Genomic DNA, 25,319 nt, shown 5'->3' on the forward strand with positions numbered 1-25,319 from the left:
CATGCATACAATTAAATTGGCCGTATTTGATATGGCAGGTACCGTTGTCAATGAAGACAATGTGGTATACAAGACCTTACAGAAAGCTATTAATGAAAGAGGATTTCAAGTGACTTTGGATTTTGTCTTGGAACACGGTGCCGGTAAAGAAAAACATCAAGCTATAAAAGATATAATTAAGGCGGATATTGGTAGTGTTGATGCAGATATGGCAGCTTCCATTTTTGAAGATTTTAAAGTATTGCTGGGTAAGGCTTATGAGCAATTGGAGGTTGATAGTTATGACGGGGTAGAGGACTTGCTGCTAACCTTAAAGGAGAAGGGAATAAAAGTGGCTTTGAATACCGGTTATGATACCCAAACAGCCCAGTTGTTATTAGATAAAATGAATTGGGTGGAAGGGAAACAATATGATGTTTTAGTAACTGCAGATGACGTAGTTCTTGGTAGGCCTAATCCAGATATGATCGTTGAGGCCATGATGAAACTTAACGTGCAACAAGAAGAGTTGGTGTTAAAGGCAGGTGATTCCATTATTGATATAGAAGAAGGTAAGAATGCAAACTGCGGCATAACTATAGGTGTTACTACCGGTGCACATACCAGACAACAGTTGCTCAGTGCAAACCCCACTCATGTTTTAGATAGCTTGACCGAATTAAAACAGTTGTTATTGCCATCATAAAGAATAAAATGAAAATAAAAAAAGCCACTAATTGTGGCTTTTTTTATTTGAATTCTGTGGTTAACTATATAAAAAAATAGAGCACTAACATAGTTGCCGTGCTATGGCTTCTATTTTCGGGTACATGGGCAATTCTACCATCAAAGAAAATAGAATCCCCTTCTTTTATAAGTACTTCTTCTTCGTCTATAATGTAGTAACATTCTCCCGAGAGCATGTATTTGAATTCGTAGGCATCGGTTTTCACCTTATCTCTTTTAGAATTTGGATGCACGTGTAGCAATACGGCTTCAAACCCCAGGCTGTTCAGTTGTTTTCCGAAAATAAAGGAATACGAAAATCCTATGGCATCGTCTTCCTTTTCAATAAAAGTATTGTCCTCTTTTCGGGAAACAATAAAATTGGCACCGTTAGATTGTGGTAGCCCGCTAAAAAAATCAGTCACCTCTATATCCAAAGAGCTGATAATTTTTAAAAGCACAGGTAAAGAGGGTATCGTTCTTCCATTTTCTATTCTAGAAATGAGTCCGGCAGTGACCCCTGCACGCATGGCAATTTCACTAATAGTCAAATTTCCATTTTTGCGAATTTCCTTTATTCGTTTTCCTATTCCAATAAGGTAATCATCCATTGATAAGTGTTCTCCTACAAACATAATGAAAAATAAAATGTATTGGTTTTTGGTGGGTGGTATGGCTGTTATCACCCATTATAAAGGGGCTTAACATAAAACTTACATTTTGCATATTTGTAAATAATGTTTAACTAACTTTTAGGTAACCTTAGCCTTGCAATGGTTGCAATTGCTTAATATATAATAGGCTTGTCATTGAATTTTCATTTAGATATTTGCTGAACTAACAAACCAAAGTTTACAAATACGAACAAAATGAAAAAAACATTATTAATTACAATGCTTGTTTTCTTAGCAAGTTTTGTAGCACATGCCCAAACGGTTTTTACGGGTACTGTGTTAGATGAAAACCAAGTTCCTTTACCTGGTGCCACAGTGGTAGTGAAAGGAACAACGAACGGAGTTGCTACCGATTTTGATGGTAACTTCAGTATTGAACTAAACAGTTCAGATGACATTTTAGTGGTATCTTATATCGGGTACATTAAGCAGGAGTTTGAAACTGCGAACAAGCTAACTGGTACTATATCACTACAGCCAGATTCTCAACAACTAGATGAGGTTGTGGTTACCGCATTGGGTATAGAAAGAGAGAAAAAATCGTTGGGTTATGCTTCGCAAGAACTGGATAACGATGAAGTTGTTCAGGCAAGGGAGCCCAATTTGTTGAACAGCATGTCCGGTAAAGTTGCCGGTTTGCAAATTACCAACAGCCCAACTGGTTTGGGTGGTTCTGCAAGGGTTTCTATTCGTGGCGATGCTTCTTTGGATATTAATGGTAACTCGCCATTGTTCATTGTAGATGGTACGCCTATTAGTAATGAAATTGTAGGGTCTAGCGGATCTGGTACTCAAAGTGTAGATTATGGTAACGGCGCCGCAGAAATCAATCCTCAGGATATTGAATCGATCAACGTGTTAAAAGGTCCGGCTGCAGCAGCACTTTATGGGTCAAGAGCTGCGAATGGTGCAATTATTATTACGACCAAGAAAGGAACATCTCAAAGCAGTAAACTTGGGGTGTCCTTTAACTCCGGTATTACCATTGAAAATGTTTTGATGTTACCAGATTGGCAAAATGAATATGGTCAAGGTAACAATCAGCAATTTGAGTTTGTTGACGGTAGCGGTTCTGGTATTGCCGATGGTGTTGATGAAAGTTGGGGGCCTCGTTTAGACACCGGACTTATGATCGCACAATTTGATTCGCCAAGAACAGACGGTACTCGTGGTGGCGATACTTTTGTTAGTGATGCCGATATAATTCCAACGCCATGGGTATCTCAACCTGATAATACTAGAGATTTCTTTGAAACGGGAATCACAAAGACCAATAGCATCGCTATTTCTAAAAGTGGAGAAATGGGAAACATGCGTTTGTCTTTTCAGAATTTAGATCAGGAAGGTACCTTACCGAATACGGATTTAAAGAGAAATACTTTGAGCTTTTCCGGTACCATGAACGTATCGGATAAGGTGAAGGTAAATGCCAATATGAATTATGTAAAAACTGACAGTGACAACAGACCTGCGGTTGGTTATGGTACAGAAAGTATTATGTACTTGTTTATCTGGTACGGTCGTCAATTGAATACTAACAATTTGAAAGATTACTGGCAGCCAGGTTTAGAGGGTACGCAGCAGTTCAACTACAACTACAACTACCACGATAACCCTTACTTTACCATGTATGAGAATACAAATGCGCAAGACAAGGATCGTATGTTCGGTAATGTCAGCCTTACCTATGACATCAGCGAAAACTGGAAATTATTATTACGTAGTGGTCGCGATTTCTATAGAGATTTTAGAGTTCGTAAAAGAGCTTTTAGTACGCAGCGTTTCCCATTTGGTACATACCAAGAGGATAATATTTTCTTCGAAGAAAGTAACTCAGATTTCTTATTGAGTTATGATAAGGATTTTGGTGAAAAGTTCAATTTAAATGTTTCTGCAGGTGGAAACCAATTGCGCCAAAAGCAAGATTTCACTAAAAGTGTTGCACCACAATTAATTAACCCTGGGGTATATTCTTTTAACAATAGTAGACAGGCGGTACAGGTAAGTTCTAACAACAGCGAAAAGCGCATCAACAGTTTATATGGGTATGCACGTTTTAGTTATGACAATGTATTGTTCATGGATATTACAGGTAGAAATGATTGGTCTAGTACTTTGCCAGAGGGGAATAACTCTTATTTCTACCCATCGGTGACATTAAGTGGTATTGCCAGTGATATGTTCAATATGCCAGACTGGGTAACGTTTGCGAAAGTAAGGGCTGCTTATGCTGAAGTGGGTAATGATACCGATGCATATAGATTACGTAGCTTTTATCAAAATGAGACTGCTTTTGATAGTTCTACACCCATATTAACGGAATCATCGTTGATACCGAATGCAGATTTAAAACCAGAGATTACAGGTTCTTACGAATTCGGTTTGGATCTACGTTTCTTGCAAAGCAGAATCAATTTAGATCTTACGTATTATGACAGTTCTACTAAAAACCAGATTATCAACATTAGTACAGATATTGCCAGTGGTTATAGCAGTCAATTAATCAATGCCGGTGAGGTTCGTAACTACGGTTTTGAAGCTATTGCGAACTTTGTTCCGGTACTTACAGATAACTTTAAGTGGAGCTCTACCTTCAACTTTGCTACCAACAAAAGTGAAGTAACCGATTTAGGCGATGATATCCAGTTCACCTTAACTTCAGCGAACGGGGCATACATTCAAGCCCGTGAAGGTGGTTCTATCAGTGCGATCTACGGTAGAGGTTTTCAAAGGGTAGAAGATGAGAACAGTGAATTCTTTGGTCAGAAAATTATAAATAATCAAGGTATTCCAGTGCGTACAGATGATTTGGTCTACCAAGGTGATTATGCGCCAGATTTTACTTTGGGCATGCAAAATACATTCAAGTATAAGAATGTTGACCTAGGATTTTTAATCGATACCAGACAAGGTGGTATCGTAGTTTCTAGAACAAAAACCATTGGTAGTACTTCTGGTCAATTGCAAGAAACATTGGAAGGTAGAGAAACAGGTATCGTTGCAGAAGGTGTAGTAAATACCGGTACTGCAGAGAGCCCTAATTATGTTCCAAATACCGTAAATGTAGATGCTAGAACATTTAACAACAGATACTACGAGAGAGATAATGTTGAAGCTGCAAAGTATGATGCTTCTTACACTAAATTACGTGAGGTTTCTTTAGGGTATTCTTTCCCACAGAAAATAATCAACCAATTGCCTATTACCAATGCAAGAATTTCTGTAACAGGTAGAAACTTGATTTTATGGACAGATAACCCACATTTCGACCCTGAAACGGTTGGGGTGTCGGGTGGTACGTTACAACCGGGTATAGAGAATATGTCTTACCCAAGTTCACGTTCGTTTACCTTCAATTTACAGGTTAATTTCTAAGAGTAGAAGAAACTATTAATTAAAGAAATCATGAAAAAAACACTAGTAATTATATGTTCTTTGGTGCTGGCGGTAAGCTGTACCGAAGATTTTGAAACGATCAATATAAACCCTAACTATCCTGCTTCTGCAGAGCCAGGTTTATTATTGCCGGGCGTACAAAGAGAGATGGCTTATAATTGGGGCGATCAAGGTTGGGAAGAAGGTTTTACCGTAGTACAATATGGAGCTAGACTACAGTTTACCAGTGGTGATACCTATAACTGGTCTCCTTCCGGTGATCCTTATGATAACGCATATGCTTCTTTAAGAGATGTGGAAAATATTATTAGGGATACCGAAGCGAACGAAGATGCTCAGAACTATTACGGCGTTGCTTTGGTGATGAAATCTTGGATATATTCTTATGTTACCGATGCTTACGGAGATGTGCCTTACTCAGAAGCTACCATGGGTATTGAGAATGGTAATGTTACTCCTGCTTTTGATGCTCAAAGTGCTATATATGCCGGCATATTGGCAGATTTAGAAACTGCGAACACGGTTTTGACCGATGCCGATAATATTTCAGGTGATATTTTTTACAATGGCGATATTGAAAAATGGAGGAAGTTTGCCAATTCGTTAAGATTGCGTTTGTTAATGAGAATCAGTGATGTGGATAACGCAACCGCAGTTGCTGGTATGACTCAGATTACAAATAACCCTTCTGTATATCCTATTTTTGAGAGTAACGAGGATATGACTGTAGTGGAGTGGAATTCAGATAATCCACAGCCAAAATATAACACACGTAGTGGTAGTTTTGATGAGGTTCGTTTAAGCCAGACTTTAGAAACTCGTTTAAAGGATTTGAACGATAATAGATTGTATGTTTTCGCACAGCCTACTACAGCTTCTGAAAAGGGAATTTTCTCTGAAGATTTTGATGATTATGTAGGTATGCCCAACGGATTGGATGATGAGGCTGCATTAGGCTACAGTCCGTCTGGAAATCCAGATGAGTCCGGATCAAATTTCATTTCCAGATTGGGTATTTTGTTAGGCTGTAGAGCATGTAATCCAGAGCAGGCATCTGCTACCGCTTCACAGACCATTATCATGAGCTATTCTGAATTACAGTTTATTTTGGCAGAGGCTGCGGAAAGAGGATTCATTTCTGCAGGTGATGCGGCAATGTACTATGAAAACGGCATTAGGGCTTCTTTTGAGTATTACACAGAAAGAGTTGCTGCTGGCGGATGGTCAGATATTGCAAACGCTATGCAAGCAACGGATCTTGATGCCTATGTAGCGCAAGATGCCGTAGCTCTTTCGGGCGATACCGATGACAATTTGGCTAAAATAGCACTTCAAAAATGGATTTCTCTTTTCTATACCGGTTTTGAAGGCTGGTCCGATTGGAGAAGAACGGGAATGCCAGAGGTAATTCCTGGTCCCGATGCCGTTAACGATGGTAGGGTACCGGTTCGTTTTCAATATCCAAATTCTGTGAAATCTACGAACAGCGAAAACTACAATGCCGCTGTACAAAGTATGGGTGCAGATGATATTAATACCAAACTTTGGTGGGATGTTGATTAAGCATAGGGTTAAAAAATACACTTCAATTATTGCACTGACCATAGGGATGACCTCCCTATGGTCTTGTGATTATGACAAGTTGGATAATATGGGCACGGAGAATACCCACGTTGTGGTCATCGGTTTTGATGGGTTGAGTCCCGACGGACTCCAGAATGCAGATACGCCTACTTTCGATAAGCTAATGCAAGAAGGTGCATCTACCATGCATGCTAGGGCGGTATTGCCAACAAGTTCAAGCAGCAATTGGGCTTCTATGATTATGGGTGCGGGACCAGAGCAACACGGTATTACTTCCAATTCATGGGAGAAGGATAATTTAGTTTTACCGGCAGTTACGCAGAGCGAGCCGTTTTTATTTCCAAGTATTTTTCATTTGATACGTGAACAACGAAAATCGGAGAAAATAGGAGCCATTTATCATTGGGGCGGTTTTGGTCGCTTATTTGAAAAAAGTGCCGTTGATTTTGACGAAAATCCGGCTACGGAAGAAGAGACTGCCGTAAATGCCAGTAGTCATATCAAAGTGGAACAACCCTTATTTACTTTTATACACTTTGACCATATTGATCACGCAGGTCATGAATTTGGGCATGGTACAAAAGAGTATTACGCTACTGTTGAAAAAGGAGATTCTTTATTGGCAATGGTTATGAAAGCCATAGCGGAATCTGAAATGGCAGACAATACCATGGTCATTATTAGTTCAGATCACGGGGGTACAGGAAAAGGGCATGGTGGTGAATCTATGGATGAAATAGAAATACCATTTATTCTTTGGGGAAAGGGTATTAAAAAGAACTACCAAATTAAATACCCGGTATATCAATACGACAATGCAGCAACCGTAGCTCATGCCTTGAATATAAAAACACCGCGCGCTTGGATAGGTAGACCCGTACTTGAAGCATTTGAGGGCGAAAAAATAGAAGATGATTATCCTGTTTTGGTACAATTGAAGAAACCGGAATTGTCTAATCCGGCAAAAGGCTATGCTGCTGAAGGCGGACTGTTCAATGATTCTGCTGAGCTCATTTTAAAGAATCCGAATGCGGTAGGAGAAGTAAAGTATACATTAGATGGAAATATGCCCAATAGTGATGCTGACACTTTTTCGTCACCCGTAGTGCTTACAGAAAATACGGTGGTTAAAAGTGCTGTTTTTGTAGACGGTACCTTGAGTAGCGGGGTTAAAGAAGCGTATTTCAGAATTAAACCAGTGTCACTTAAAGCTCCAGTTTCTTATGAGGTTTTTCATTTGGATAACCTGTCGTTTATTCCATCCATCGGCAATAGAAAACCAGATGCCACAGGTGCCGTATTCGAATTTTCATCGGAAGAGGTGCGTCAACATATTCAATCGAATACGCTGTTCCGCTTTAAAAGTATACTTGAAATACCTACGGATGATAACTATAATTTTGCCATAAGATCAGATGATGGTAGTCAGTTATTTATTGATGGTGATTTGGTGGTAGATAACGATGGTGACCACGGCGTAAGAACAAAAAACGGAAGCATTGAACTTGAAAAAGGGAAGCATTCCGTTGAGGTACTTTGGTTTAATGGTGGAGGTGACGGTTGGTTGGATGTGTATGTAAAAAGTGATGAAATGCCCAATCAGATTTTGTCGACCAATCTTTTAAGAAACTAACATTGAAAAAGTATAAATACCTCTTAGTTATACAGATTCTTTTGGTATCGGCATTTTGTTATTCTCAGGGTATCGGTAAACATTTACCCAGCTGGGAAGAGGGAATGATGGATATCCACCATATCAATACAGGTAGGGGAGATGCCGCTTTTGCCATTTTACCGGACGGTACTACTTTATTGATCGATGCTGGCGATATGTCTGAGACCCACCCGAGAACTTTGTCGGCAAGAAATGCACCTAGATTGCCAAATACCAATAAAACAGCACCAGAGTGGATCGTTGATTACATGCATCAATTTTTTCCGAAAGGATTTAAAAAACAACTGGATTATGCGCTGATTACACACTATCATGATGATCATTTTGGTGAATTGGATAGTTTAAGGATAAAAGCCGCAAGTGGTGGTTATTGGCTTACCGGTATTACCGAAGTTGGCAATAAGTTTACTATCAATAAAGTGTTGGATAGAGGCTTTACGTACCCCATTAAATTACGTAACCCCGAGATTCAAAATCAAGAAAGGTTTCAAAATGACGCTTATGGTATGGTGCCGACGCTTAAGAACTATTGGAAGTTTTTAGCGGCTGAACAAACTCGAAATGGTTTGGTACACGAGCAATTGATACCAGGGCAAAATAACCAGATCGCTTTGGTGAACAAAGCGAAAAAGTATCCCAATTTTAGTATTCGCAATATTGCCGTAAACGGAACGGTTTGGACAGGGGTGGGTAATGATACGTTGGCTCTTTTTTCAAAAGGGGAATACCCGGGTGAGAATAATTTGAGTACCTGTATTAAAATTAGCTACGGTAAGTTCGATTATTTTACTGGCGGAGATATTAGTGGTGTAAATGGTATTGGTGCTACCGATGATAATTCTGTGGAATCTCATATTGCACCCGTTATTGGAGCGGTAGATGTGGCAACCTTAAATCATCATGGCAATCGTGATTCGCAGAATGATGTCTACGTGCGCACTTTGAGACCACGGGTATGGATTCAACAAAATTGGTCATCAGACCACCCGGGTGATGAAGTATTGAGAAGAATTACATCCAAAGAACTATACCCCGGAGAACGCGACATATTTTCAAACGTCATGTTACAGGCAAATAAAGATGTTATTGGTGGTAGACTGGATCAGTACAAAAGTCAAAATGGTCATATAGTGCTACGCGTATATCCTAATGGAAATAGCTACGCCGTTTTTGTACTTGATGATACCACTGATAAAAGAGAAATAACCGCAAAATTCGGACCGTATGAATCAAGATAAACTACAGAACAAGCGTACCGAAGGCGATATAAACAATACCAAGGCAAGAAATGAGTGGGTTGAAGGTATCACTGATCTTAAGACCTTAAAATTATTGGAAAAAGATGCGCGTTACTTTTTTCATCAAGCATTATCTACTCCGTGCTTAGACGTGCTCGGTAATTGTAACGGTGCACATATAGAAAATATATCTGGTAAGCGCTATCTTGATTTTCATGGTAATAATGTGCATCAATTAGGATTTTCGCATGCTAAATTGGTAAAGCGTTTAACCGAGCAATTACAAGGCTTGTCTTTTTCTACCCGAAGATATACGAATGAGCCTGCTATAAAATTTGCAGAGAAGCTTACCTCCTTACTTCCTTCAGATTTAAATCGGGTATTAATGACCCCAAATGGTAGTTCAGCCATCGGTATTGCCCTAAAACTGGCACGAGCCATTACGGGCAAGTTTAAAGTGGTCTCTTTCTGGGATTCTTTTCATGGCGCATCTTTAGATGCGATCAGTGTTGGTGGTGAAGCGGTTTTTAGGGAGTATATGGGTCCCATGATGCCGGGTGTTGAACGTATTCCGCCACCCGTAACCTATCGTGGAATATTTGAAGGTAATGAAGCCAAATGTTTGGAGCATTTAGAATATGTTTTCGCCAAAGAAGGTGATATTGGAGCCTTTGTTGCCGAAACCGTAAGAAATACCGATGTACAATTACCATCTCTAGGGTTTTGGAAAGAAGCACGTGCCCTGTGCGATAAATATGGGGTGGTACTTATTTTAGACGAAATTCCCATTGCCTTAGGTAGAACAGGTAAAATGTTTGCTTTTGAGCATTATGACATTGAACCCGATATTCTTTGTTTGGGCAAAGGATTGGGCGGCGGAATTTTTCCTCAGGCATGTATCGTTACCAGAGATAGGTATAACACATTCCCAGATATTTCATTGGGTCATTATACCCATGAGAAAAGTCCGTTAGGTGCCATGGCTGCTTTAACTACCTTAGAAATTATAGAAGACGAAAAAATCTTGCATAAGGTTGCCGGTGACTCGTTGAACATGTGTACATCAATGACCATTTTAAAAGAAAAGTACGAACTGATCGGTGATATACGTGGTCGCGGTTTACTGTGGGGTGTTGAGTTAGTTACCGATAGGGAAACAAAAGAAAAGGCGGTACAGCAAGCAGAACAGGTAATGTACGAATGCCTTAAAAACGGATTGAGTTTTAAGGTGTCTGCCGGCAACGTGTTACAGTTGGCGCCAGCTTTGACCATCTCAAGAAAAGAGCTAAAAGAAGCCTTGATAATTTTAGAAAATGCACTGGAAAGTGCGAGTAATTAGATACGTATGAAAACAATAAAATTTAATATATTGGTTGTCCTTTTATGGGGAACTATTCTGAATGCCCAAGAAAAGGCAGCTTTTGTGGTTCGGCCTTATTTACAAGATGCGAACCCTACCGAAATTACCGTTAAGTGGGAGACTTCGTTAGGTGAAGAGAGTGTTGTAGAATATGGCACTTCACCAAAATTGGGAAAAAAGACAAACGGAAATGCTTATGATATTAACTTCAGTACTTCTCGTATTCATGAAGTACACCTAATCGGACTCAAAAGGTTTACTACGTATTATTATCGAGTAAAGACCGGTAAGCTGTTATCCGATATTTATCAGTTTAAAACTCCTCCATTTGCTAGTGATAACGAATCGTTCAACTTTTTGGCAATGAGCGATATGCAAATAGATCATCAGAATCCAGATAAGTTCAATGAAATTGTAAATAAAGGAGTGCTTCCTTTTTTAAAGTCGGAATATGGTAATGACGTGCCAGATGATTTGGCAATGGTATTGATTCCTGGAGATTTAGTGGAGAACGGGGCAAAATATGAGCAATGGCAGAATGACTTTTTTAAGCCCGCGCAAAATCTATTTGCAGAAGTACCCGTGTATCCTGTATTGGGAAATCATGAACGAAACTCCAACTATTATTTCAAGTATTTCAGTCTACCAAAGAACGGTACGCCTGCCTATGCAGAACATTGGTGGTATAAAGATTATGGCAATACGAGAATCATCGGGCTGAATTCTAATGATGGTTATCGTGATAGCCGAGAACAATTTGCATGGTTAAAATCATTGCTTGAAGAGACGGCAAAGAATGAGGAAATCGATTTTGTTTTCGCACAATTGCATCATCCGCATAAATCAGAACTATGGATTCCCGGTGAAGAGGAATCTTCTGGCAAAGTGGTGAAGATGTTAGAAGAGTTCACTACAAAAACCGGTAAACCTAGTTTGCATTTTTTTGGACATACGCATGGCTATTCAAGAGGACAGTCTAAAGATCATAAACATCTTTGGATCAACGTAGCCTCGGCAGGAGGTGCAATAGATAATTGGGGAGAATTTGAAGGTAGGGATTATGATGAGTTTAGCGTTACCCAAGATGAGTATGGTTTTGTTATGGTTGAGGTAGACGCCAATAAGAACAACCCTAAGTTTACGATCAAAAGAATAAGCCGTGGTAACGAACACAAGTTCAGGGAAAATGAAAAGACCGATGAAATCGTCATCTATGCAAATACACATAAACCCGATACTCCACAAGCTAGTGCATTTAATAGTACGGTGGAGTACACTGGCGGAATGTTAAAGGCACAACCTTTTAAAAGTACGTTGAAAGATGCCTACCATGCGGCATCGCACTGGCAAATAGCCACCACCGAAGATTTCAGTAATTTAGTATTGGATAGTTGGAAGCAATCTGAAAACTGGTATTACGGAGAGAACAGACAAAAAAATGATAACTTAACCGATGAGCCTACCAAAAGGCTAAAACCAAATACCAATTATTATTGGCGTGTACGTTATAGAGACCAGCATTTAAATTGGAGCGATTGGTCAAAAACACAGTCGTTTAAAACAAATAACTAATTTGATTCAACTTTTAATTGATCATGTAGGATTTGGAAAAAAGGGCATAAAAAATAATCCTTGCCCTTGAAGAGGATTTTGGCATATTCCGCTTCAAATATGTTGACCAGATATCCAAAAATAATAGATTTATGGGTTGAATTTATTTATCGGTAAGAACGGTATTTTGTGGTGTTTCTTCCTCAGAAACATCGACCTCTCTTACCGTTCTACCTTTTTGAATATAGAGCCTAATATCTTCTAAGGTTAAATACAAACAGGGTACTATGACCAATATGATTGCCGTGGCGAACACAATACCGAACCCTAAGGAAATGGCCATGGGTATCAGGTAAAATGCTTGGCTTGACGTTTCTAAAATAATAGGAGCCAAACCTCCAAAAGTGGTCATGGTGGTTAATATTATAGGTCTAAATCGTCTTAACCCTGCTTCGTGAATGGAATAATAAATGGGGTGACCTTCTTTTCGCCTTTTGTTGGCAAAATCTATCATAATCAGCGAGTCGTTTACCACTACGCCAGATAAGGCAATGACCCCCATAAGACTTACAAGGGAGAGGTCATAACCTAAAAGGATATGGCCAATTACGGCTCCTACGATCCCAAAGGGGATGGCCGTCATTACAATTAATGGTTGTATATAACTACTAAAGGCAATGGCCAATAGAGCATAAATCAATAACATGGCAATGGAGAACCCTGCTTTTAGGGTATTGGTGCTTTCGCGCATATCGGCCTGACTTCCTTCAAAACTCCAGGTGATACCGGGAAAATCCGCTCGTAGTTGAGGTAGGGTTTCTTCTTGTACGGTAGCAATTACACGGCCTACGGCATTGGCAGGTTCTACGTCCATACCAACATTGACCACTCTTCTGCCGTCTCTACGGTTAATACTACTAAACGCTTCCCTTTGTTCTATTTCTACCACATCCATTAGGGGCACCTCAATACCATCTTGCGTTCGAATTAAAAACTTTTCTAAATTTTTGATGTCCTTGCGTTCTTCCAAGGGTAATTTTACACGGACCTCTATTTCATTCATTCCGCGCAATTGACGCATGGCCAATGCACCAAAAAAACCATCACGTACCTGTCTACCTACTTCATCGGATGTTAGACCAAGATTACGTCCTTGGGGCAGCAGTTTAAAATCATACTGCATTTTGCCTTTGTTGTAGTTATCCGTAACATCTCGCGTATTGGAAAAAGCGTCCATACGTTCTACAAATGCCTCACTGGCACGTTCCAGAACATCAATGTCCGAGTGGCTTAGGTCCACACTAATATCCTGTCTTGCACCACCGGGGCCTCTTTCCGCCTCAAAAGTTATTTGGTCCACCCCTTCAATATCCCCAATATTATCGCGCCAAAGGGCAATAACTTCGGCCGCCGTAATATCCCGCTGATCCGGTGGCAACATTACAATTTCAACATCTATGAAATTCTGGCCACGGACATTGGTTTTTATACCTTCTGCAACCTCATAAAGATTATGCTCCTTGAACATACGTTGGGTAGATTCTGATATGGCGTGCGCTACTTTTGCCGCTTGATCCGGAGTAGTTCCTACGGGTAGTCTAACCCCTGCTTCAATTTCATCTGCCGCAACCTCGGGCATCATGATCATTCCCATATGGCCGCTATATCCATAGCCACCCACAATAAGTAACAAAGCTACGGCGGCGCTAAGTGTGATGTATCGGTATTTAAGACAAAGATCAAGGAAAGGGCGGTACTTCTTTTCCACAAAGGCATCGAAACTATTGGCAAAAGCACGTTGCCAGCTTTCTAGTTTTAGGACCCATTTGTTTTTGTTTTTAGGCGATTTCTTCTTTAAATGCGCCAAGTGCGATGGCAATATCAAAAGAGCTTCCAGCAAGGAAACCGCTAATATTACAATAACCACAGCGGGTAAGGGCTGCCAGAATTTACCGGTTTCGCCAGGCATAAAGAGAAGGGGCACAAAGGCAATAATGGTAGTAACAATACTGAAAATAACCGGGAGGGATACATCTTTTGTGCCTTCAATTGCCGCGCGCATGGGACTTAACCCTTTTTGGCGGTATTCATAGATGTTTTCTCCCACTACTATAGCGTCATCTACCACAATACCAAGGACCACCAAAAAGCCGAACATGGAAATCATGTTAACGCTTATACCAATTAGGGGCAGTAAAATCATTCCGCCAATAAACGATACGGTCATACCCATCATGACCCAAAAGGCCAAACGGTATTCTAAAAACAGGGTAAGGATGATCAGGACAATGACAATGGCCAAAATTCCATTTTCCGTTAATAAGGAAAGTCGCTCCCTATAATCCGCTGCTCGGTTACTGTCTGTTCTATATTTGATACCTGGAGGAAGTTGAAAATCTTTTAGGATGTCATTGGTAACATCGGCTATTTCTAAAGGCGATTGGTTCCCTATTCTAAATATGCGGAGTTCAACATAATTTTCTTGGTTGAATTGCCCGTGAAAACCGGTTTCTACAAAACCATCCGTAATGGTGGCAATATCGTTGAGTGTTACTTTTGCTCCGTCTTCGGATGATACTATGGTAATGTTACCGTATTCCTTGGCCCATTGTTTTCTTTCCTGCATTCGCAGTAATATCTCTCCACTTTGTGTCTGTACGGCTCCGGCAGGTACATCATTACTGCTTCGTTGAATGATATCTGCCACTTGGCCTAGGGTCAAGTTATATTTTTGAAGCGTTCTACCGGAAATTTCTATGCGGGTTTCATAATCTGGCACATTGCCTAGTTCTACTTGGGTGATAGAGGGATTGCTAAGAAGTATCGTCCGCAGACGTTCTGCCAATTGGCGCAAGGTCCAAATATCCGCAGCGCCGTATAGTCCAATTTGAAGCACATCGCGTTGGCGCGATTGTAATTGCACGTCGGGCCGTTCAATATCATCTGGGAAAGTGCGTATTCTGTTAATGGCCTGGTCAATATCCTGAAATGCCTTCATGCGTTCTGACCCGGCCACGAGTTCTATGGTCACCTGACCGGACCCTTCGTTTGCTTCGGAAACAATTTCCTTGATACCCTGAACGCCCCGTACCGCTTCCTCAACCGGTTGCAAAACACCTTGCTCCACTTCTGCCGGGGATGCTCCAGGATAGGCTACGGATACCTCTACAAAATCTAATTGAAATTCTGGAAATACTTCTTTTTGAATGGTGTACATAGTAAAAAGTCCGCCAATCAATAACAATAACATCAGTAGGTTGGTGGCAATGGAATTTTTTGCCATATAAGCGATGATGCCTTCTTTCCTAATTGTTTTCTCGTCTTTTTGCTCTTCCATGCCAGCCATATTTATTTTATTCCCCTTCTTCGGATTTGGTACGTAGCCCAATTCCGTTGCTAACCGTACTTAAGTCCGTAATTACCACTTTGTCCCCATCTTCCAGTCCGTTTTTAACGTAGGCAAAAGAATCATCGGTCAATAAAATGTCAACGTTCCTAATTTCCAATTTTCCCTCTTTCATGACCCAAACCGTTTCGTTGCTACGTATATAATCCCTACTTAATTTTACTACATTGGCAATTGGTTCCGCTTGAATATGGACCTCTACAAAGGTGCCGATCATAAGTTTGGGCAAGCCCTCATTAGTAGATGATATGGCTAAGGGGTCTTCAACTTTTATCAATACACGAGCCAATCTGGTCTGCCCGTCCAATGCGCCGATCTGCCGATCTAGATAACCCTCCCTGTAAGCGTCTCCTGACCAAGCCGATGAATTTTCTATGCGTACGGGTGCCCCTTTTTTTGTTTCGTTGGTTGGGAATCTTAACCATTGTAATTTGGAGACGGGCACGGTGGCAACTACCCAATATGCATTGATGCCCACTATACGCCCCAGAACATCCCCTTGTGCCACCAAAGAACCTTTGGTTACATTCTGACTTAAAATATGGGCATCAAAAGGAGCTCTTATGGTGGTGCGTTCCAAATTGAGCCTAGCTTGGTCCACGGCGGCTTTTGAAGCTCCAATAGTTGCATTTACCGCGTTCAGTTGCGGTTTTCTTAACACTAATTGCCGCTCTTCCTCAGAAAGGGGGTCGTTGCCAAATAGGGAATCGTCCACAATTAACTTTAAATCTTGTTGGGCAATTTGTTGGCGGCCCATTTCGGTGTCCAATGTGGTTTGCGATTGTAACAGTTCACTTTCCCTAAGAGCCAAGGTATTGCGATAATCCGCCGGGTCTATTTGTAACAATACCTGATTTTTCTTGACAAATCCGCCCGGGGTAAAAGCAGCATCACGACGAATGATCTGTCCGGATACCAAGGGACTCAAATTAACATCCTCCACGGGTTGCACGGTCCCGGTTGCTACGATAACCGGCTCAAAGGTTCCTTTGTTTACGGGCATTACATCTACCAACATAGCCGTTTCTAGACTAGCACCCTCCATTTGCGCTTCTGGTTCTGTGGAAAATATGAGGGTGGTAATAAGAATGCCACCACCAATGATCGCCAAACAAATCCAAAGTATTTTTTTACTGCTCATTGTCCTTTTTAATTTTCTATGTTCCTATCCGTTTCAAAACTGCCTGCCAAAGCTCTGTACAATCCTATTCTTGCTTGTATTTGCCGTAATTGTGCGGCAACATAATCGCGTCGTAATTGTTGTTCCTGGTCCAAGCCTATCAATACATCCAAGTATGGACTAAATCCGTTTAAAAATTCCACACGCAACTGATTATTACTTTTTTCGGCAAGTTCCAATTGTCTTGCTATATTTTCTGTCCGTTGTTTTTGCATTTGGTTTTGTACCAGGCCGTCCTCTACTTCCTGAAAGGCTACCAGAGTGGTTTGGCCAAATTCGTATAATCGTTGTTCCTTAATGGCACTTCTGCGTTTGGCCTCGGCTTTTAATGCGCCACCGTTGATTAAGGGTGCAAAAAGATTGCCTGCGATGGAATACGCCCAATTATCGAACAAAGTCTGAAAATTATTAGCCCGTAATTGCCCCCTTGCATTAAGGGATAAACGGGGATACCTATTTTTAACGGCCGATGCCATATCACGGTCGGCAGCAAGAAGATTGGCATAGGATTGCTGTAGATCGGGCCTTCTTCTAACAAGTTCTAACGGGAGACCGGAAGACGGTAATTCTGGTAGTTCAGGTAAGTTAGCGTTTTGCAGCTCTAAATTCTCCTGTGGTTGGCGACCTAATAAAACGGCCAACTGGTTTTCTAAAAGTTGTACGTTGGTAGAAAATATGATTTTTTGTTCCTTGGTGCTTTCCAGCAGTTGTACTTGGCGTAATATATCCACGGCCCTTACTTGTCCGCCCACAAAACGTGAACGAATCAATTTAATGATATCTTCATTGGTGGCGATTTGGTTTTCCGTGATTTCCAGTTGTTTCCTTGCCGCTACCAGTTGGTACCAAGTAGAGGCAATTTCTGCAGAGAGGGATATGGCAGCCGTTTGATAATCAAAAAGGCTTGCTTCAGCTCTATATTTTTCGGCCTGTACCGCAGAGCGTATACGCCCCCATAAATCTATTTCATAAGCTGCGGTAATTCCCAATTGGGTATTTTCACCTCCTGTAAAATCATTGATGGGAAAATTTTCTGCGGTCTGTGCAGAAGCGTTTATCTGTGGCCATTTGTCCGATGCCGTTCGTGAAACCGTAGCTTTAGCTGCCAGAAACTGCTGCCAAGTGGCTTCAAGGTCATAGTTGGAACGTAGCGCGCTGTCAATTAATGTGTTAAGCGTGTTGTCGTTAAAGGTGGTCCACCATTTGTCTTCCAATGCGCTATTTCCAGTATTGGAGAACGCTGTAATATCAGCAATAGGAAGGGTGACGTTGTTCATTTTTGGGGAACAACCAAAAATGGTAACGATCAAGATGGAGACGAGAACAGATTTCTTCTTGTTGTAGCGCTGCAATTTTATAGATTTTTTAACCTAAATCCGGATAATTGTTTATCTAAATTTTAGAATTAATAAACAAAACGCTTGAAATTATGTTTTTTTATTCTTTATAACCCTTAAGGAAATTATAAATGTTTTAAGTTCTTGTTAACGTGTTCCCGTATTTTAGGAATTAACCGTCATTGTAGTTAAAATCTTTAGTAGATATAAAGAAAAAACCACCCAAAAGGTGGTTTTATTTTGTGGAGCCGGAGGGTCTAGAACTAACCTTTCAAACCGTTATAAAAAATGGGCTGTTCAGCTATCCTAAAAATTTATTCAAGTGAAATTCCATCTAAGCGCTCCAATTTAGCGATACACCCCCAATTGTATTTCTGGCGATTGTCCCCAGAGAGCACGAACGATAACCAATTTACGCCTTTACGCAATTTCAATGTAGTGCGTTCATCTTCCACGAACACCCTTCCTTCCGCACCCTTGTCGGGGGGAGGGCGAAAGTCCATTCCCCCATCGAACAGAGTTTCGGAGTTCAATAAAATGACCAAGTGATCGGCGTAATCAAAATTGAGTTTGACCTCTTTCTCTGAATCTGATACTATTTTACTAGTGAGTACAGTGGTGCTATCCATGTCATCGTAGAAACGACTGATATTTACAAGCCCATCTTTATCGACATTAATTTCTTTGAATTTGTCCCTGTTCTTTAGCATTGAATCCACTTGCTGCAGAAAATTGACGGAGTCCTTGGCAAACATCTCAGATAAGTACCACTTAGTAATATAGTTTGGGGCAATTTGTTCTAAATCATTATCGGAGCTTTGAGTATGGCCACTTTCGATTTCAGAAATGGAAAAGTCACTGAAATAGACTTCACCAAAATTACTGTACAGACTGATTCCACCCGCCCTGTTCTCGTGCTTTAAGTCGTCGACAACAAAAGTAGGAGTATCCATATCCCCCACGTAAACGGACATTTTATCTTCCAATATCTCGGCTTTCACGTGTATCCAAGTACGGACATCCAAAAAGGCGATGCCATCTTCCCGTTTTTCAAAAAGCAGTGCCTTACTGCTCTTCGGGTCGTAGATATAGGCCGGACTTGCATCAGGGATATCCACAAAAGATTCCTCTGAAAATTCAACACCTTTATTTCCAAGGGCGGTCAAAAGACTATCACTGGCATTCCCGTTGACCAGTTGATCCTCCAAGGAAAGAGGTATTGTCGCCACCTCCCTTCTCGGATATGTCGCATTTCCTTCGTACTGAGGATAATTGTACAATTGCCAGGGCAGGTTTCCGTTATGAATGGGAGTGTACTGTAGCGCGTCCCTATTTCCGCTCATGAACATCCGGAGGTAAAGATATTCATAGTTCTTTGGGTCCTGTACCCTAAAGCCAAATCCTGGGGCCTGGCCATTGCAGTGGAATTCCACTGCAAAGTCTTTGAACTTTGACTCCTTCAGAATGGCCTTTTGACCTGGCTGTAGCAATATGGATTGCCTTCCTTGATGGTCCACAGTTTCCAAGGAATCCAATGAACCATCAGGGTTTTCGATCCTCCAGTGACTCTCTTTAAAGGCATATTCTTGGACAGGATTGTTCTCTTTATTCTGATAATTACAGGATACCAATGAGATACCTATAATACATATTAGAAAGTTATAAATTTTGATTTTCATAATAGAACACTAACTTTATGGTATGGATGTTTAAAACCCAAAATAATGTTATCGACCCAGATTTTATTCAAATATTCCATTCATCTTTGTTCAAGTTCGTTCATGGTTGAAAAAGGCCTATAAATGGAAAAGTTTACCGAACATATTGAATCCTGCTTTAAGCTCGTGGAGCGAAAGTTCGGCAGGGGGCCTTCAAGTGCGTGGGACACCAATGATTTTAATGATCTCGGTAGGCATATCCAAGAAGAGACCGGTACGCTGTTAAGCGTTTCCACGCTAAAAAGGCTTAGCGGAAAGATCAATTATTCATCCCAGCCCAACAAAGCCACTTTGAATGCCTTGGCGGAATATATCGGTTATCCAAACTGGGTTTCCTTTGCCAATAAAGAAACCGGGCAGGTCCTGAAAAGACGTGATTGGGGCAAAACGAAAATACCGACAAAGTATGCCATACTTCTTTTGCTGCTCATACTAGCGTTCTTAACTGCCGCGTATCTATCTATCAATCTTGGCGGGACCACTTATGATTCTAACAATTTTGTCTTCAATGGCGAATCGGTTTCCAACGGACTTCCCAACTCGGTTGTTTTTAATTATGATGCCACCGCTGCAGATGATCAGTCAAAAATTGAGATACAACAGGACTGGGATGAAAGCAAGAGGGTAATCGTCAACAAAAACGACAGTGTATCCACTAGTATCTATTATAGGCCTGGATTTTTCAAATCAAAATTGGTGGTGGACGGAAATATCGTTAAGGAAAAGGACATTCTAATTCCGACTAAGGATTGGGTTGGAGTCATCGAAACGGATTCCATTCCTATTTATTTGGATATGGAAGATTACCAATCTGAAAACAGTCTGTCAATAAAGGCTGGTTCATTGGAAAAATATGGAGTTGACCCAAGGGCGGCCCGAACTCCTGTTGGGTTATATCAGATAAAGGATTTTGGAGAGCTCTATACTTCCAATTTTGAAATGTCAGCCTTGGTTCGAAATGATTTTAGGTCCGGAAAAAGTATCTGCCAATTAGCACAATTAGTAATCGTCCATGAGGATGGCCCAATTAGTATCATGCTCACTGACAAAGGATGTATCTCCGATATCATGCTCCACGCATTTGGGAAAACGATTGACGGAAAAAAGACAGATCTTTCAGGCTTTGGTGTGGATTTTCAGGACTTCGTGGAATTGAAATGCGTGTCAAAGAATGGAAAACTCGAAATATTACTTGACAACCAAGCCGTATTTTCTTTTGATATTCCCGACGAACCCAAAAAAATTCTTGGCTGTAGTATTCATTTTGAGGGAGCTGGAACGATCCAAAATTTGGAGTTCAAAAATGAGCACGGAATGGTTTATTCCTACGGTTTTTGAAACCTTAAAATCACAGTCAATTCGCTAAATGTCAAAAAAGATTTGAATAACACCGAGGCCCTTTTAATCGGCCAATTAAATAATCGGAATTAGAAATAGCTAGGAAAGAGTATTTGTGCTAAAAAATGTTCGTTTTATGAACAGGATTAGGGTGTTTCATAGGGCACCATGTTGGTAGTGTTTATTAATAAAATTCCCATCAACTATTCTGCGGAAGTGTATAGCCAGAGAATAATACGATCCACGATTTTTGCATAGTGCTGCGTAGTTCGTAAATTTTTATGACCTAGAAGTTTACCTACCGTTTCGATAGGTATCCATTTGGAAAGTGTCACCGTAGTCGCAAACGTATGTGGGGCCAAATGGGTAGTCAGGTTTTTGGTGATACCGCAGCGGTCGACGATTTCTTTTAGGTAGGCATTGGATTTCTGGTTGCTCAATACTGGAATGACACACTCCCCATTTTGTACTTTGGGGTGGTCTTCATACTTTCCCAAAATTTCCATGGCAGATGGGAGGAGGGGAATCCCCAATTTCGAGCGCGTCTTTTGCCGCGCACTTTGAATCCATTGACTACCATCAATATGCGGTACGATATTATTGGGTGTCAACTTTTTTACATCGATATAGGCCAGACCGGTAAAACAACAAAAGACAAACATATCCCGTATGATATCGAGCCGGGGTATCCGGATTTCCAGATTGACGATGGACTCCAATTCCTTTTTGGTATGGTATTCCCGTTCGACTTCTTTGAATTTCACCTTATAGTTGTAAAAAGGGTCTTTTTGTATGCAATCATTGGCCACTGCCATGCGAATTATTTTTTTGAAATTAGTGATGTATTTAAGGGTACTATTGTGATTGCATTGTTTCGTGAACTTCAGGAAGTATCTAAACGGGTAATGAATTTATGGTCGATGTCCCGTATCGGAAAATCGTTTTTTTCATACTGTATTTTGACAAAGGCGGCCACATGATTATAAGTAGTATTGTACCGTTTCCATGTACCCAAGGCGAATTCTCTTCCGATTAACGATTTCATCTGCTTGTTGTGCTCCTCAAAAACATCCAGTAATATCTTGTAAGGTTCGTGTCCACCCAGGAACCTCGATTTAATATCTTGTGCGGAAAAGGGCTTTTCTTCCTCGACTAGATGATGATGGATTTTGTTCAACTTGTGACGAATGGTCGTCATATAATAGTTCAATTCCTTAGCCTCATCATCTTTTCCTTTCACCTTGTTCTTCCGGGAGTACCAATGTTCAGGGGGCAACCTTGGGTTTCAGGCTAAGTGCCGCACGGCGACCGTCCACGGTAATTCGTACATAAATACTTGCTTGCCGTTCTTGTTAAGTCGCTTGTCTTTTAGATAAAATAATATAGAATAAGTATGCGCCGCCATTTTGGGTGTCGAATAGGTATCGATTACGATGGAAAAAAGGTAAAACATAAAAATGTAATATCTTAAAAATTAAGAAATTACAAGGAAACCGACACCACTTTTTATATGATAGAAATGCGCACCGAATAGGTGACTTTTTAAACGGTTTCAAAACAATTCTTTTGAGTATGGAAAAAATAAAAACCCCTGATAATCATAAGATTAAGGGGTTTTTGAATCGTTTTGGTACTATTTTAGTGGAGCCGGAGGGAGTCGAACCCTCGTCCAAACAAGTAATCGCAATGCTTTCTACATACTTAGGATCTGATTGATTTTCGACATGTACCTGACCAGAAACCGCCTAATACACGCTTATCTTCTTAAGATTTTGGTGATACCGCCAAAGCGAGCAGGTATCCTTGTGTTGACTTTTCTGGTGCTCCTATAAGAACCGCCGTCAACAAGGGCTGTTCAGGAACATCTCGCTTCCCTACCTTGTAGGGACGAGGCTAATCTTACTATGATTCAGATTAAGCGGCAAGAGCGTAATTATTTTCGCCAATTAAAAGTGTGAAAAATGAGATTAACGAGCTGTTTCCCAGCGCTCGGTATGCTTACATTCCAACTAGTCTCGCTGTCAAAACCGGTCGGCCCCAATATGTTAATGAACTTAGTAATCTATACTATTTGGGCGTTTCCCTTTTTCTCAAAAGGGTCGGGCTTTCCGCAGTACACGGTACTTGCCTCTATCCCTAACGCCATCCATACTAAATTGATCATTCTTGGCATTTAATCCCTGAACATACAAAAAGCTGTTGAAGGATTTTATGCGGGCAGCAAAGCTAACAAAAGTTTACGAACCCCTATAATTTTTATAGCTACATAAGTACATATGTATCTAATTGTATAATTTAGTGCAATATTTATACCAAACCCCATATGAAGTTCGGAATCATTAGAGAACGTAAAAATCCACCGGATAAACGTGTAGTACTGTCGCCAACAGCATGTCAAAAAGTCCTGAAAAAATTCCCTAAGGCCCAAATTTTGGTAGAACCTTCTCCCATACGTGCTTATACAAATAATGCCTATGAGCAGTTAGGAATACCCGTAACCGACCAAATGCAGGACTGTGATGTACTGTTGGGAGTAAAAGAAGTCCCAATAGCAGCGCTAATTCCTAATAAAAAGTATTTTTTCTTTTCCCATACCATTAAAAAGCAACCTTATAATAGAGATTTGCTACGTGCCCTATTGGACAAGAATATTGAAATGTACGATCATGAGGTCATTACCAATACACAGGAGCAGCGGGTGGTTGCCTTTGGAAGATATGCAGGTATTGTAGGCGCATATAATGGATTTCGTGCATACGGACTCAAGTACAATGCGTTTCAATTGCCAAAAGCCAATGATTTACCCGACCAACAGGCATTGATAGATGAACTTAAAAAATTAAAACTTCCCAACATAAAAGTGGTGCTTACCGGTAGGGGTAGGGTAGGTAATGGTGCCCGGGAAATGTTAGACGGTATGGGCATGCGTAGGGTAAACGTTACGGACTATTTGGAACATGAGTTTAATGAACCGGTCTATTGCCAAATTGATGCCGGGGAATATAATAAGCGCAAGGACGGTGTACGTGGTAATAAAGCTGATTTTTTCGCAAATCCAGAAGACTACAGATCCAACTTTTTTAGATTTGCCAAGGTGAGCGATTTTTATATTGCCGGTCATTTTTACGGTCAAGGGGCTCCTTACTTATTTACTAGGGATGACGCCAAACATGAAGATTTTAAAATAAAGGTCGTGGCAGATATAAGTTGTGATATTGATGGCCCCGTGGCTACGACCATTAAACCGTCTACAATTGCCGACCCCATTTATGGTTACGACCCAATCTCCGAAACCGAGGCCGATTATAAAAAACCAAACATCATTGCGGTCATGGCCGTGGATAATTTACCGTGCGAGCTTCCACGTGATGCAAGTGAAGGTTTTGGAGAAGCCTTTGTCAAAAACGTGATTCCGGCTTTCTTTAACAATGATAAAGATGGCGTTCTTGAAAGAGCCCGAATGACGCAAAATGGAAAACTTACAGAACGATTTTCCTATCTGCAGGATTATGTGGACGGTAAAGAATAAATAGAGGTCTCACTTTATTTTATAGGTTGTTTTAGTAAGAATCGTTTTTTGATGTCTAAACTTGTTACGGTAAGTATACCTAGGGTGTATGCTAATAAATCTTGAATGCTGAAATAGTTACCGAAAATTAAATTTGCCCATTTAGAATGTTCTAGTCCTAAATAGCTAAGCATTTTAGTAAGCTGTAAAAATTCTGTGGTAAAAGCAATTAGTAAGGTGACAATGCCGATTGTAATGTCATTAACATTCCAAAAAGCTTTGAAGAAGTAAAACATTAGAATGACTACTAGGTAATCTCCGAAAGTATGTCGAATAAATCCGGATTTCAAAAATATGGCAATTAAGATTTCGATTCCTAATAGTGCAAGAAAATATATGAAATAGATACGGTTGAATTTGAACTTCATCTGTTGAAAGTTTATGCGTTTGTTAAATAGACGTAAAGTATACTTACTGGGTGATTCATAGTAAGTAAGATAAGCGTCATGGTATGCTCTTGTATAGCCTTAGAAAACTTAAGTACATTTACCAAAATTATAATCAAAGCTATACAGGTAATTATGGTATAGCTCAGATATAGCATAATGCCAACAATGACAGTGAACTCTGTTTTTGGTATTAAGGCAAT

Annotated in this window: 16 protein-coding genes, 1 other RNA gene and 1 pseudogene; 9 read left to right on the forward strand and 9 right to left on the reverse strand. The window is 40.4% G+C overall.

Annotated features, from left to right (window positions below):
• Position 1 precedes the first annotated feature (1 nt).
• The gene (locus ABVM52_RS12080; RefSeq protein WP_405380833.1) at positions 2-685 is read left to right on the forward strand and encodes a phosphonatase-like hydrolase; all 684 of its coding nucleotides are present in this window, start codon (positions 2-4) and stop codon (positions 683-685) included.
• A 64-nt stretch (positions 686-749) separates the two neighbouring features.
• Here ABVM52_RS12080 and ABVM52_RS12085 read toward each other — a convergent pair whose 3' ends face one another.
• A complete protein-coding gene (locus ABVM52_RS12085) occupies positions 750-1,316 on the reverse strand; it encodes a helix-turn-helix domain-containing protein (RefSeq protein WP_405385125.1) in 567 nt (188 codons plus the stop codon).
• Between the two features lie 258 nt (positions 1,317-1,574).
• Between ABVM52_RS12085 and ABVM52_RS12090 the strand changes: the two genes are divergently transcribed.
• From ABVM52_RS12090 to ABVM52_RS12115, 6 genes are read left to right on the forward strand one after another with little or no spacing between them, the layout of a single operon-like run.
• Positions 1,575-4,754, forward strand: a complete 3,180-nt coding sequence (locus ABVM52_RS12090) for a SusC/RagA family TonB-linked outer membrane protein (protein WP_405380835.1) — start codon at positions 1,575-1,577, stop codon at positions 4,752-4,754.
• 30 nt (positions 4,755-4,784) lie between these two features.
• Positions 4,785-6,338: a SusD/RagB family nutrient-binding outer membrane lipoprotein gene (locus tag ABVM52_RS12095; protein ID WP_405380837.1), complete on the forward strand. Its 1,554-nt coding sequence runs from the start codon at positions 4,785-4,787 to the stop codon at positions 6,336-6,338.
• Positions 6,328-7,992: an alkaline phosphatase family protein gene (locus ABVM52_RS12100; protein WP_405380839.1), complete on the forward strand. Its 1,665-nt coding sequence runs from the start codon at positions 6,328-6,330 to the stop codon at positions 7,990-7,992. The genes ABVM52_RS12095 and ABVM52_RS12100 overlap by 11 nt, the downstream gene beginning before the upstream one ends.
• Positions 7,993-7,994: 2 nt before the next feature.
• Positions 7,995-9,272, forward strand: a complete 1,278-nt coding sequence (locus ABVM52_RS12105; protein WP_405380841.1) for a ComEC/Rec2 family competence protein — start codon at positions 7,995-7,997, stop codon at positions 9,270-9,272.
• Positions 9,259-10,611: an aspartate aminotransferase family protein gene (locus ABVM52_RS12110; protein WP_405380843.1), complete on the forward strand. Its 1,353-nt coding sequence runs from the start codon at positions 9,259-9,261 to the stop codon at positions 10,609-10,611. Before ABVM52_RS12105 ends, ABVM52_RS12110 begins: the two co-directional genes overlap by 14 nt.
• A gap of 6 nt (positions 10,612-10,617) precedes the next feature.
• A complete protein-coding gene (locus ABVM52_RS12115) occupies positions 10,618-12,204 on the forward strand; it encodes a fibronectin type III domain-containing protein (RefSeq protein ID WP_405380845.1) in 1,587 nt (528 codons plus the stop codon).
• Between the two features lie 142 nt (positions 12,205-12,346).
• On the opposite strand, the gene ABVM52_RS12120 is transcribed toward ABVM52_RS12115, so the two are convergent.
• From ABVM52_RS12120 to ABVM52_RS12135, 4 genes are all read right to left on the reverse strand, one after another.
• On the reverse strand, positions 12,347-15,520 hold the full coding sequence (locus tag ABVM52_RS12120; RefSeq protein ID WP_405380848.1) for an efflux RND transporter permease subunit: 3,174 nt from the start codon (positions 15,518-15,520) through the stop codon (positions 12,347-12,349).
• 16 nt (positions 15,521-15,536) lie between these two features.
• The gene (locus ABVM52_RS12125) at positions 15,537-16,730 is read right to left on the reverse strand and encodes an efflux RND transporter periplasmic adaptor subunit (protein ID WP_405380850.1); all 1,194 of its coding nucleotides are present in this window, start codon (positions 16,728-16,730) and stop codon (positions 15,537-15,539) included.
• Positions 16,731-16,738: 8 nt separating this feature from the next.
• Positions 16,739-18,121, reverse strand: coding sequence for an efflux transporter outer membrane subunit (locus tag ABVM52_RS12130; RefSeq protein WP_405380852.1), 1,383 nt, complete (start codon positions 18,119-18,121; stop codon positions 16,739-16,741).
• Positions 18,122-18,420: 299 nt separating this feature from the next.
• A complete protein-coding gene (locus tag ABVM52_RS12135) occupies positions 18,421-19,785 on the reverse strand; it encodes a hypothetical protein (RefSeq protein WP_405380854.1) in 1,365 nt (454 codons plus the stop codon).
• Between the two features lie 123 nt (positions 19,786-19,908).
• Here ABVM52_RS12135 and ABVM52_RS12140 point away from each other — a divergent pair, with 123 nt between their 5' ends.
• Positions 19,909-21,162 carry a hypothetical protein gene (locus ABVM52_RS12140; RefSeq protein WP_405380856.1) on the forward strand — a complete coding sequence of 418 codons (1,254 nt, stop codon included), beginning with the start codon at positions 19,909-19,911 and terminating at the stop codon, positions 21,160-21,162.
• Between the two features lie 203 nt (positions 21,163-21,365).
• Here the strand turns inward: ABVM52_RS12140 and ABVM52_RS12145 are convergent, their stop codons facing one another.
• The 3 genes and pseudogenes from ABVM52_RS12145 to ssrA all read right to left on the reverse strand — a co-directional run bounded on the left by ABVM52_RS12145 (position 21,366) and on the right by ssrA (position 23,201).
• Positions 21,366-21,977: a site-specific integrase gene (locus tag ABVM52_RS12145; protein WP_405385126.1), complete on the reverse strand. Its 612-nt coding sequence runs from the start codon at positions 21,975-21,977 to the stop codon at positions 21,366-21,368.
• Positions 21,978-21,983: 6 nt separating this feature from the next.
• Positions 21,984-22,402 (reverse strand): annotated as a pseudogene (locus tag ABVM52_RS12150) (phage integrase SAM-like domain-containing protein); the annotation flags it as partial.
• Between the two features lie 399 nt (positions 22,403-22,801).
• Positions 22,802-23,201, reverse strand: a transfer-messenger RNA (tmRNA) gene (ssrA, locus tag ABVM52_RS12155).
• Positions 23,202-23,485: 284 nt separating this feature from the next.
• On the opposite strand from ssrA, the gene ABVM52_RS12160 reads away from it, so the two are divergent.
• The gene (locus tag ABVM52_RS12160; RefSeq protein ID WP_405380857.1) at positions 23,486-24,691 is read left to right on the forward strand and encodes an NAD(P)-dependent oxidoreductase; all 1,206 of its coding nucleotides are present in this window, start codon (positions 23,486-23,488) and stop codon (positions 24,689-24,691) included.
• 14 nt (positions 24,692-24,705) lie between these two features.
• On the opposite strand, the gene ABVM52_RS12165 is transcribed toward ABVM52_RS12160, so the two are convergent.
• Positions 24,706-25,098, reverse strand: a complete 393-nt coding sequence (locus ABVM52_RS12165; protein WP_405380858.1) for a DUF2809 domain-containing protein — start codon at positions 25,096-25,098, stop codon at positions 24,706-24,708.
• Positions 25,099-25,319 lie beyond the last annotated feature (221 nt).

This window comes from Maribacter sp. LLG6340-A2, from assembly GCF_045057105.1.
Classification (GTDB): domain Bacteria; phylum Bacteroidota; class Bacteroidia; order Flavobacteriales; family Flavobacteriaceae; genus Maribacter.